Genomic DNA, 11,410 nt, shown 5'->3' with positions numbered 1-11,410 from the left:
TGAATTACTCCGAGGATGAAAACCCGCTGGCCTTGAAATCCGACTTTGTGCTGTCGTTCTGTGAGCTTGTCATGGGCGGCAAGAACGGGCTGGAAGCCATTGAAAAGACGGTGATCGACAGGGCGGTCCAGGTGATCAATCGGCATTAGCTCTGTATCTTATACCCATCTAAACGTGTCTCAGAGACAGAGTTTTGTGTGTATGAGGAATGTCCCTACCAGCCGGGCAAGCTCACCGCCCTTGACAGCGCGGTGAAATTTCAAGTGAAAGGAGTGGACGACGAGATGGCAGTTTTTCGAGTGGAGAAAAACCGGGGCTACACGGTGATGTCCAACCACCATCTGCGGAACAAGGACTTGTCCCTGAAAGCCAAGGGCCTGCTGTCGCAAATGCTGTCCTTGCCGGAGGATTGGGACTTTACGCTGAAAGGCTTGTCCCTTATCAACCGGGAGCAGATCGACGCGATCCGGGCGGCTGTCCGAGAGTTGGAACAGGCGGGCTATATCGTGCGTTCCCGTGAGCGTGACAGCCAAGGCCGCCTGCGTGGGGCGGATTACATCATTTACGAACAGCCCCAGCTTGTGCCGGATTCACCTACATTGGAAAATCCAACATTGGATAATCCAACGCAGGAAAAGCCTACGCAGGAAAAACCAACGCAATTAAATAAAGATAGATCAAGTAAAGACAAATCAATTACGGATGGATCAAATACCGATTCCATTCCTATCCTTTCCCCTCCCTCTCCTTTGGGGGAAGAAGCGGCTGCGCCGCCGGAACGGAAAGGAACGGGAGCGAAATCACAGAGCGCCATAGAGATTTATCGGGAGATCATCAAGGACAACATCGAGTATGAACACCTTTGCCAGTACGCCAAGGGGATTGACCGGGATATGCTGGACGAGATTGTGGACTTGCTGGTGGAAACCGTATGCAGCGCCCGAAAGACCATCCGCATTGCCGGGGACGATTACCCCGCCGAGCTGGTGAAATCCAAGCTGATGAAGCTGAACAGTTCTCACATTGAGTTTGTCTTTGACTGTATCAGCAAAAACACCACGGAAATACGGAACATCAAAAAATACCTGCTGGCGGTTCTGTTCAACGCCCCAAGCACCATCAACGGCTATTACACGGCGCTGGTGGCCCATGACATGAACACAGGCAGTTGGGGAACCCCGCAAAATCGGTGATTTTGTGGGGAGAGGAGGAACAGCGAAATGAGCGAGCTTTTCACGCTTGCGTGGAAACAAGCGATATGGAGCTTGTGACGACGAGAAAGGAGGACGACCCTATGAAACAGGGTGCTTTGATTTTTGACGAGCAGACAGACCGCTACGACATCCGCTTTGACCTTGCGGACTATTACGGCGGCCTGCACTGCGGAGAAACTTTTGATGTGATGGTGGGCGGCAGATGGAGGCCGACCCGCATTGAAATGGCCGAGAACTGGTATCTGGTAGGAATCCATGCCGACGACCTCTCCGGCCTGCGGGTGCGGATTTAAGCCATCCGCCTACCTGCTGACTTTCCAAAGGAGGGATAGCAGTTGCAGGAAGAAGTAGACCAGAAAACCATAGCGTTAGCGGTTAAGACGGGCAAGCTCACCGCCCAAGTGCTGCAAGCGGCCATCCGAAAATATCTGGCCGCCCGGCAGAAAGGGACGGGCAAGACCCGTCACGGACAGCAGAGCTTACGGCAGCTCAAAAAGGACGGTTCCGCCCTGTCCAACATTGAGATCACCGACGCCAACATTGGCTTATTTAAGCCCTGCGCCAAGAAATACGACATTGATTTTACCTTGCGGAAAGACCGCACTACCCATCCGCCCCGGTATATCGTGATCTTCAAATCCAAGCAGGCGGACAATCTGGAACAGGCGTTTAAGGAGTTTACAGCCAAGAAGCTCAAACAGCAGGAACGCCCCTCCATCCGAAAGACCCTTGCCGTCCTGAAAGAAAAGGCAGCGGCCAGAAGCAGCCAGCAGGCCAAGGAGAAAATCAAGGAAAGGGGGCTGTCACGATGAAGCCGGAAATGAAAAAGCTGATAATTGCCAACCTGCCCTATCTGCTGTTTGTTTACCTGTTCGGCAAGCTGGGACAGACCTACCGGCTGGCGGCTGGGGCGGACTTGTCGGAAAAGCTATTGCACCTTGCGGACGGCTTTTCCCTTGCCTTTGAAAGCACCGCCCCCAGCTTCCACCTGTTCGATCTGGCGGTGGGCGTGGCAGGTGCGGTGGCACTGCGGCTGATGGTGTACTGCAAGAGCAAGAACGCCAAGAAATATCGCCGGGGCGTCGAGTACGGCAGCGCCCGTTGGGGAGGCCCCAAAGATATAGCCCCGTACATCGACCCGGTGTTTGACAACAACATCCTCCTGACCCAGACGGAACGCCTCACCATGAACAACCGGCCCAAAGACCCCAAGACCGCCCGGAATAAAAATGTGCTGGTGATCGGCGGTTCCGGCAGCGGCAAGACCCGGTTCTTTGTGAAGCCCAACCTCATGCAGTGCGTGTCCAAAGACTACCCAACCTCATTCGTGATTACTGACCCGAAAGGAAGTCTGATCGGCGAGGTGGGCCAGCTCCTTGTGCGGTGCGGCTACCGGGTAAAAGTGCTGAATACCATTAACTTTTCCAAGAGTATGCGCTACAGCCCGTTTCGCTACATCCATTCGGAAAAGGACATTTTGAAGCTGGTAAACACGCTGATCTGCAACACCAAGGGCGAGGGCGAAAAGAGCGCCGAGGATTTTTGGATCAAATCGGAACGCCTGCTGTATTCGGCCCTCATTGGCTATATCTGGTACGAAGCGCCGGACGATGAAATGAATTTCACCACGCTGCTTGAAATGATAAACGCCAGCGAAACCCGCGAGGATGACCCGGAATTTCAATCCCCGGTAGACCAGATGTTTGAACGGCTGGAAGAAAAAGACCCGGAACACTTTGCGGTGCGCCAGTACCGTAAATTCCTGCTGTCGGCAGGCAAGACCCGCAGCTCCATTTTGATAAGCTGTGGAGCCAGATTAGCGCCCTTTGACATCCGGGAAGTGCGGGAGCTGATGGAGGACGACGAACTGGAACTTGACACCATCGGGGACAAAAAAACAGCCCTGTTCCTGATTATGTCGGACACGGACACGACCTTTAATTTCATTCTGGCAATGGTGCAAAGCCAGCTCATCAACCTTTTGTGTGACCGGGCCGATGACAAATACGGCGGGCGGCTGCCCGTCCATGTGCGGCTGATTCTGGACGAGTTTGCCAACATCGGCCAGATTCCAAACTTTGATAAGCTGATCGCCACCATCCGAAGCCGGGAAATCTCGGCTTCTATTATTTTGCAGAGCCAGTCGCAGCTAAAGGCTATTTACAAGGACGCGGCGGAAATCATTTCTGACAACTGCGACTGTACGCTGTTCCTTAGTGGCAGGGGCAAGAACGCCAAGGAGATCGCGGAGGTGCTGGGCAAGGAAACCATTGACAGCTACAACCAGAGCGAGAACCGGGGCGCGCAGACCTCCCACGGACTGAACTACCAAAAACTCGGAAAGGAGCTGATGAGCCAAGACGAAATTGCAACGATGGACGGAGGCAAGTGTATTTTGCAGGTGCGCGGCGTGAGGCCGTTTTTCAGTGAGAAATACGACATCATCCGCCACCCCCGCTATAAATACCTCTCGGACGCCGACAAAAAGAATACCTTTGATGTGGACAGCTACCTATCGTCCCTGCGCCGGAAAAAGCGGCGCGTGATAACGGAGGACGAACCCTTTGACCTCTACGACATTGAGCTGTCGGATGAAGATTTTGCCGCGGAATAAAGCGGCCATAGAGAAAGGAGCGTGACCGATGGGACACTCGGACGAATGGACATTTGCGGATTATTTCAGGTATGAGAAAGAAATCTACCGGGCGATCATTTCCGCTGCGGTGCTGTGCCAGTGGATCGCGGGACATGATACCCCGCCCACGGACGGGGAAGCCGAAGAACTTGTAAGGGAAATAGACCGCAGACTGTGTGAAGCATGGGGCGAGATTTTTTCGCTGGCTGTGCTGGAATGGCGGGACGGCCAGTAACTCCGGGCCGTCTGCGGATTGTGAGGCTGCCGCTATGAACGGCGGCTTTTTTGCACCCAAACACCATCACAATCTGAATTTATGGAGGTAAATTTATGGAATTTTTCAATAGTGCAGTTGATACTTTGCAGACCATCGTTGTGGGCCTCGGCGGAGCGCTTTGCGTATGGGGCGGCGTCAATCTTTTGGAGGGATACGGGGCGGACAACCCGGCAAGCAAGAGCCAAGGGATCAAGCAGCTTGTCGCCGGAGGTGGCGTTGCCCTGATCGGCATGACCCTTGTTCCGCTGCTGTCCGGGCTGCTGGGATAACCCCATGTGTGTTAGAAAACCCTCCGCGCCCTCTCTGATCGGGGAGGGCGCGGGAAAGGAGGTGTCCCCACATGATCGGTGATTTAATCGGGGAATGGATCAAGGGAATCCTGATCGACGGTATCATGGGCAACCTGTCCGGCCTGTTTAACACGGTCAATACCAAAGTCGGGGAAATCGCGTCGGATGTGGGCAGTACCCCGCAGGACTGGAACGGCGGCATTTTTTCCATGCTGCAAAACCTGTCCGAAACGGTGATCGTCCCCATTGCGGCGGCCATTCTCGCCCTTGTGATGTGCTATGAGCTGATCGACATGATCGTGGAAAAGAACAATATGCACGACTTCGACAGCTCCATGTTCTTCCGCTGGATTTTCAAAAGCGCCTTTGCCATCCTCATTGTGACAAACACATGGAATATCGTCATGGGCGTATTTGACGCCACCCAGCAAGTCGTCAACCAGAGCGCCGGTGTAATTATCGGAGATACCAGCATTGATTTTGACACGCTGCTCCCTGATCTGGAAAGCCGCCTTGAAGCAATGGACATCGGGCCGCTGCTGGGCCTGTGGTTCCAGACCCTTGTTGTGGGGCTGACGATGAACATTCTTTCCATCTGCATTTTCCTTGTGACCTATGGAAGAATGATTGAAATTTACGCCGTGACCGCATTGGGGCCGATCCCCCTTGCCACGCTGGGCAATGCAGAGTGGCGCGGCATGGGCCAGAACTACTTGAAATCCCTGCTTGCGCTGGGCTTCCAAGCCTTTTTAATCATGGTGGTTGTCGGGATTTATGCGGTGCTGATCCAGCAGATCGGAACTGCCGACGACATATCCGGCGCGATCTGGGGCTGTATGGGCTATACCGTTTTGCTTTGCTTCTGTCTGTTCAAGACCGGCAGCATATCGAAAGCCGTATTTACCGCACATTGACAGACAGGAGGAATACCAGCTATCGAGGAAACACAAAAGAAAACCTACAACATCCTTTACGCCGACCCGCCGTGGCGATATGAGTGCAAACGGACAGGGGCGGCGGAACATCACTATCCCACCATGAGCATTGACGAGCTGTGCGCCCTGCCGGTGGAAACGCTGGCGGAAAAAGACTGCCTCTTGTTTTTGTGGGCAACTTTCCCCCAGCTCCCGGAGGCGCTGCGTCTGATTAAGGCGTGGGGCTTCATCTTTAAGACCGTGGCCTTTGTCTGGCTGAAATTGAACCGCAAAAGCCCCACATGGTTTTACGGGCTGGGCTATTGGACGAGAGGAAACGCGGAAATCTGCCTGCTTGCCAAGCGGGGCCATCCCAAGCGTTACTCCAAAAGCGTCCATCAGTTTATCATTTCCCCGGTGGAGGAACACAGCAAGAAACCAGACATTACCCGCGAGAAAATCATAGAGCTTGCGGGCGACTTGCCCCGCGCAGAACTGTTTGCCAGACAGAAAATCCCCGGCTGGGATGTGTGGGGCAATGAAGTGGACAGCGATTTTTCCCTGTCCGTATCAGAAACGAGGTGACTTTTTATGGCTTATGTAACTGTCCCCAAGGATTTAACCAAGGTCAAATCCAAGGTAGTATTCGGGCTGACGAAACGCCAGCTCATTTGTTTTGGCGGTGCGCTGCTGGTAGGCGTCCCGCTTTTCTTTTTGATCCGGGGCCGCGTCCCGACCAGCGCGGCGGCGCTCATTATGGTGTTCGCCATGCTGCCGGGCTTTCTGCTGGCGCTTTACGAAAAACACGGCCAGCCCCTTGAAGTGGTGGTACGCCAGATCGTAGAGTGCTGCTTCATCCAGCCCAAGGAACGGCCCTACCAGACCAACAACGCTTATACCGCCCTTGTGCGGCAATCCCAAATGGAAAAGGAGGTCAACGCTATTGTCCAAAAAGCAAAAGAACGAAACGAGCGCAAAAGCACCGGTCAAGCTCACCCGCGCCGAAAAGAAAGAGATTCAGGCCGTCATCCGAAAGTATAAGGGCGACGGCAAGCCCCATTCGGCGCAGGCCAGTATTCCCTATGAGGCCATGTATCAGGACGGCGTATGCCGGGTAACGCCCCGCACCTTTTCCAAGTGCATTGAGTTTACGGACATCAGCTACCAACTGGCGCAGGCGGACACCAAGACCGCCATCTTTGAAAACCTGTGCGACCTCTACAACTATCTGGACGCCTCCATTCATGTGCAGTTTTCCTTTATCAACCGCAAGATCGACCCCAAGCAGTACGCCAAGAGCTTTGAAATCCGGGCGCAGGGGGACGACTTCGACGACATCCGCAGCGAGTATTCCGACATTTTGCAAGACCAGCTTGTGAACGGGAACAACGGCCTGATGAAGCGGAAATTTATGACCTATACCATCGAGGCGGACAGCCTGAAAATGGCCCGCGCCAGACTGCGCCGGATCGAAACCGACCTTTTGGGCTATTTCAAGAGCATGGGAGCCTCCGCGTGGGGACTGGACGCAAAGGAACGGCTGGAAGTCATGCACAGCATTTTCCACCCGGACGGGGAACCGTTCTCCTTTGACTGGAAATGGCTTGCCCCGTCGGGGCTTTCTACCAAGGACTTTATCGCCCCGTCCTCGTTCCGCTTCGGCAATGCCCGGATGTTCGGGCTGGGCGGCAAATACGGGGCGGTGAGCTTTCTGCAAATCCTCTCCCCGGAGCTGTCGGATGAAATGCTGGCCGACTTTCTCAACACGGAAAACGGTATTGTGGTGAACCTCCATGTGCAGGCCATCGACCAGAGCGACGCCATTAAGACGGTCAAGCGCAAGATCACCGACCTTGACGCCATGAAGATTCAGGAACAGAAACGGGCTGTCCGCAGCGGTTACGACATGGACATTCTTCCCAGCGACCTTGCCACCTACGGGCAGGACGCCAAGGAGCTGCTAAAGACCTTGCAGAGCCGGAATGAAAGGATGTTCCAGCTTACCTTTTTGGTGCTGAACACCGCAGACACCCGGCAAAAGCTGGAAAACGATGTGTTCTGGGCTGCCGGGATCGCCCAGAAATACAACTGTTCCCTTGTGCGGCTGGACTACCAGCAGGAACAGGGGCTTATGAGCAGCCTGCCGCTGGGGGCCAGCCACATCCAGATTGAACGCTCCCTGACGACTTCCAGCGTGGCCGTGTTCGTCCCCTTTGTGACGCAGGAGCTTTTTCAGGGCGGCGACGCCATGTATTACGGGATCAACGCTAAGACCGGCAACATGATTATGCTCGACCGCAAACGGGCGAGGTGTCCCAACGGGCTAAAGCTGGGGACACCGGGAAGCGGCAAAAGTATGAGCTGTAAATCCGAGATTGTGAGCGTGTTCCTCTGCACCCCGGACGATGTGTATATCTGTGATCCAGAGGCCGAGTATTACCCCCTTGTGAAGCGGCTGCATGGGCAGGTGGTGAAGCTGTCGCCTACCAGCAAAAACTATGTGAACCCGCTGGACATCAACCTGAATTACTCCGAGGATGAAAACCCGCTGGCCTTGAAATCCGACTTTGTGCTGTCGTTCTGTGAGCTTGTCATGGGCGGCAAGAACGGGCTGGAAGCCATTGAAAAGACGGTGATCGACAGGGCGGTACAGGTGATCTATCGGCCTTATCTGGCAGACCCCAAGCCGGAAAATATGCCCATCCTTGCAGACCTGCACAAAGCCCTGTTAGACCAGCATATCCCGGAGGCCGACCGGGTGGCGAAGGCCCTTGACCTGTATGTGTCCGGCAGCTTAAATGTGTTCAACCACAGAACCAACATCGACATTCAAAACCGCATTGTGGCCTTTGACATCAAGGAGCTGGGCAAGCAGCTAAAGAAAATCGGTATGCTCATTGTCCAAGACCAGATTTGGGGGCGCGTCACCCAAAACCGCAGCAAGGGCAAGGCGACATGGTATTTCTGTGATGAGTTCCATCTGCTTTTGCGTGAGGAACAGACGGCGGCCTTTTCCTGCGAGATTTGGAAGCGTTTTCGTAAGTGGGGCGGGATTCCCACAGGTGCGACGCAGAATGTAAAAGACCTGCTTTCCTCCCCGGAAATTGAGAACATTTTGGAAAACAGCGACTTTATCTGCCTGCTCAATCAGGCCAGCGGCGACCGCAAAATCCTTGCGGAACGGCTGAACATTTCGCCCCAGCAATTACGGTATGTGGACAATTCCGAACCCGGCGAGGGACTTCTCATTTACGAAAATGTGATCCTGCCCTTTAAGAACCCCATCCCGAAAAATACCCAGCTCTACCAGATCATGACGACCCGGTTAGGCGAGGGGGCGACGGTATGAGCGCCTTAACACATTTCAGCCTGTTTTCTGGGATCGGCGGGATCGACCTTGCGGCAGAAGCCGCAGGGTTTACCACCGTATGCCAGTGCGAATGGGCAGATTTCCCGATGGAAGTTTTGAAAAAGCACTGGCCGCAGGTACCAAAATTCCGGGACATTACCACAGTGACAAAGGAGGCATTTTTTGAAAAAACAGGACGAGAAACCACCACACTTATTTCCGGGGGATTCCCCTGCCAGCCCTTTTCCAGCGCCGGGAAACAAAGAGGATTTGAGGACGAACGGTATTTATGGCCCGAAATGCTCCGCGTTATCCGGGAACTGCACCCCTCTTGGGTGCTTGGAGAAAATGTTGCTGGCTTCATCCATCTGGGGCTCGACAAGACGGTTTTTGACTTGGAGCAGGCAGGCTACGCCGTTAGGGTTTTCGTACTTCCTGCTGTCGCCGTCGGCGCATGGCATGAGCGCAAAAGAACTTTCATCATCGGCCATGCTGCTTCCCACGCCCCTTGCCAGCGACACGGGGGATGTGAAACTGAACCCCGACTGGGTGGAATGGCTGATGGGATTCCCCCGGAGATGGACGGACATTCCATGTGGGCCAAAGAACCGGCGCAAATCCCGTACTTAATCAGCGACCCGCCGGCGAATGTGGCAAAGAGGTTAAAGACTTTGGGAAACGCAGTTGTTCCCCCGCAGGTGTACCCCATCCTGCGCTATATTGCAGAGATCGAAACCGGGCGCTGCCGGAACAGACAGCAAGGAGGTGATCGGATATGGAACCCTTAAAACTCCGCGACAAGGTAACGCAGCACATGACCCGCGACGGCCTGACGCTGGATAACCAGACCACCGGCGAAAGCGTCAATGTGTCCAGCCGGGAGGCCGAGCAGGAATACACCGCCCAGCCGGAGGGCGCGGCGGAAAAAATACTGGAACGGGCGGACGAACTGCACGACCGCCACAAGGCAAAGAAAGCGGCCAAGGACGCCGGGGAAACCGTGGCGCAGGTCACCGGCCCTGTTTCCCGGTTGCAGTTTACCGCCGAGGAACGGGCCTCCCCGGAGCTGGCCCCGTATATCAGAAAGGCAGAAAAACGGGCGGATCAGCTGGAAGCGGCCAAAGAAGCCTTGCCGAAAAAGCGCGTCATTACAAAGGAAACCGTTTATGACGAAGCCAAGGGCAAGGCCAAAAGCAGGCTGTATTTTGACAAGGTGGAGAAAGCCCCTCCCCAGCTCAAACCAAACCCGGCCAGCCGTCCCATACAGGAAGCCGGGCTTTACCTCCACGGAAAAATCCATGAGGTAGAACACGAAAATGTGGGCGTGGAGGGCGGCCATAAGGGGGAGGAACTGGCGGAACGGCAGGCGGGCCGCATGATCCGCAGCGGCGTCCACCGCCACAAGCTCAAACCCTACCGGGCCGCAGCCAAGGCTGAGCGAAAGTCCATCGCCGCCAACGCCGAGTTTGCGTATCAAAAATCCCTGCGGGACAACCCGGAGCTGGCGCAGGCGGCAAAGAACCCCGTTTCCCGTTTCTGGCAGAAACAGCACATCAAACGGGAATATGCCAAGGCAGCAAGGGCGGCGGGCCAGACCGCACAGGGGGCCGCAAGCACCGCCAAGACCACGGCTGCCGCAGCCAAGAAAGCCGCAGAGAAAAGCAGACAGGCCGCGTCCTTTGCCGCCCGGCACTGGAAAGGGGCGCTGATCGTCGGCGGCGTGGGCCTCATGCTCCTGCTGGTGATGGGCGGCCTGCAATCCTGCACCGCCATGTTTGGCAGCACCGGGACGGGCCTTGCCGCCACCTCCTATCTCTCCGAGGACAGCGATATGCTGGGAGCCGAAGCCGCCTATGCCGCACTGGAAGCAGACTTACAGCACGAACTTGACAACTACGAAAGCCTGCACCCCGGCTATGATGAATACCGTTTCGATCTGGACGAGATCAAGCATGACCCCTATGTGCTGACCTCCATCCTCTCCGCGCTGCATAACGGCGTGTTCACTTTAGGGGAGGTACAGGGCGACCTTGCCATGCTCTTTGAAAAGCAGTACATCCTGACCCAGACCATCGAAACGGAAACCCGCTACCGCACCGAAACGAGGACGGACAGCGAGGGAAACACCTACACCGTGGAAGTCCCCTACACCTACTATATCTGCAATGTGAAGCTGGAAAACTTTGACCTGTCCCACCTGCCCATCTACATTCTCACCGAGGAACAGATGGGCTTTTATGCTGCCTATATGCAGACTTTGGGCAACCGGCCAGACCTGTTCCCTAACGGCAGCTATCCCCACGCCTCCACCCCGAAAGAGCCGACCTACTATGAAATCCCCCCGGAGGCGCTAAAGGACGAAGCCTTTGCCGCCATGATTGCCGAGGCGGAAAAGTATGTGGGCTATCCTTATGTGTGGGGCGGCAGCTCCCCAAGCACCAGCTTTGATTGTTCCGGCTTCATTAGCTGGGTTATCAATCATTCAGGATGGAATGTGGGACGCCAGACGGCGCAGGGGCTTTACAACATCTGCACCCCCGTTTCCCCGGAGCAGGCCAAGCCCGGCGACCTTGTATTTTTCGTCGGCACTTATGACACTGCTGGGATGTCCCATGTGGGGCTGTATGTGGGAAATTCGGTCATGCTGCACTGCGGCGACCCTATTTCCTACACAAACCTCAATTCAAGCTACTGGCAGCAGCATTTTTATTGTTACGGGCGTTTGCCTTAA

12 protein-coding genes are annotated in these 11,410 nt (G+C 55.1%); all 12 read left to right on the top strand.

All coding sequences use genetic code 11. The features are described 5' to 3' along the window. Nucleotides 1–284 precede the first annotated feature (284 nt). Entirely contained in the window at nucleotides 285–1,193 is a 909-nt protein-coding gene (locus BLA28_RS30755) for a DUF6017 domain-containing protein (protein WP_330393311.1), read from the top strand. A gap of 101 nt (nucleotides 1,194–1,294) precedes the next feature. After that, complete coding sequence (locus tag BLA28_RS30750; protein ID WP_003819042.1) at nucleotides 1,295–1,507, top strand: DUF5348 domain-containing protein; 213 nt, start codon at nucleotides 1,295–1,297, stop codon at nucleotides 1,505–1,507. A 42-nt stretch (nucleotides 1,508–1,549) separates the two neighbouring features. After that, nucleotides 1,550–2,026 (top strand): PcfB family protein, encoded by a 477-nt coding sequence (locus BLA28_RS30745; RefSeq protein ID WP_071699712.1) that lies wholly within the window; start codon nucleotides 1,550–1,552, stop codon nucleotides 2,024–2,026. Continuing rightward, nucleotides 2,023–3,828, top strand: coding sequence for a VirD4-like conjugal transfer protein, CD1115 family (locus BLA28_RS30740; protein ID WP_071699711.1), 1,806 nt, complete (start codon nucleotides 2,023–2,025; stop codon nucleotides 3,826–3,828). Before BLA28_RS30745 ends, BLA28_RS30740 begins: the two co-directional genes overlap by 4 nt. Before the next feature lie 28 nt (nucleotides 3,829–3,856). Further along, nucleotides 3,857–4,084 (top strand): antitoxin, encoded by a 228-nt coding sequence (locus tag BLA28_RS30735; protein WP_071699710.1) that lies wholly within the window; start codon nucleotides 3,857–3,859, stop codon nucleotides 4,082–4,084. 95 nt (nucleotides 4,085–4,179) lie between these two features. Further along, nucleotides 4,180–4,395 (top strand): Maff2 family mobile element protein, encoded by a 216-nt coding sequence (locus BLA28_RS30730; RefSeq protein ID WP_002566673.1) that lies wholly within the window; start codon nucleotides 4,180–4,182, stop codon nucleotides 4,393–4,395. Nucleotides 4,396–4,466: 71 nt separating this feature from the next. Beyond that, complete coding sequence (locus BLA28_RS30725; protein WP_005946756.1) at nucleotides 4,467–5,330, top strand: VirB6/TrbL-like conjugal transfer protein, CD1112 family; 864 nt, start codon at nucleotides 4,467–4,469, stop codon at nucleotides 5,328–5,330. Nucleotides 5,331–5,351: 21 nt separating this feature from the next. Next, nucleotides 5,352–5,915, top strand: coding sequence for an MT-A70 family methyltransferase (locus tag BLA28_RS30720; RefSeq protein WP_071699709.1), 564 nt, complete (start codon nucleotides 5,352–5,354; stop codon nucleotides 5,913–5,915). Nucleotides 5,916–5,921: 6 nt separating this feature from the next. Next, nucleotides 5,922–6,371 (top strand): PrgI family protein, encoded by a 450-nt coding sequence (locus tag BLA28_RS30715; RefSeq protein ID WP_008689678.1) that lies wholly within the window; start codon nucleotides 5,922–5,924, stop codon nucleotides 6,369–6,371. Then, nucleotides 6,274–8,679, top strand: a complete 2,406-nt coding sequence (locus BLA28_RS30710) for a VirB4-like conjugal transfer ATPase, CD1110 family (RefSeq protein ID WP_071699708.1) — start codon at nucleotides 6,274–6,276, stop codon at nucleotides 8,677–8,679. Before BLA28_RS30715 ends, BLA28_RS30710 begins: the two co-directional genes overlap by 98 nt. Beyond that, nucleotides 8,676–9,467 (top strand): DNA cytosine methyltransferase, encoded by a 792-nt coding sequence (locus tag BLA28_RS30705; protein WP_071699707.1) that lies wholly within the window; start codon nucleotides 8,676–8,678, stop codon nucleotides 9,465–9,467. Before BLA28_RS30710 ends, BLA28_RS30705 begins: the two co-directional genes overlap by 4 nt. Then, nucleotides 9,455–11,410, top strand: coding sequence for a C40 family peptidase (locus BLA28_RS30700; protein WP_071699706.1), 1,956 nt, complete (start codon nucleotides 9,455–9,457; stop codon nucleotides 11,408–11,410). Before BLA28_RS30705 ends, BLA28_RS30700 begins: the two co-directional genes overlap by 13 nt.

This window comes from Eisenbergiella tayi, assembly GCF_001881565.1.
GTDB classification, from domain to species: Bacteria; Bacillota; Clostridia; order Lachnospirales; family Lachnospiraceae; genus Eisenbergiella; species Eisenbergiella tayi.
This window is presented reverse-complemented; position numbering and strand designations above follow the sequence as displayed.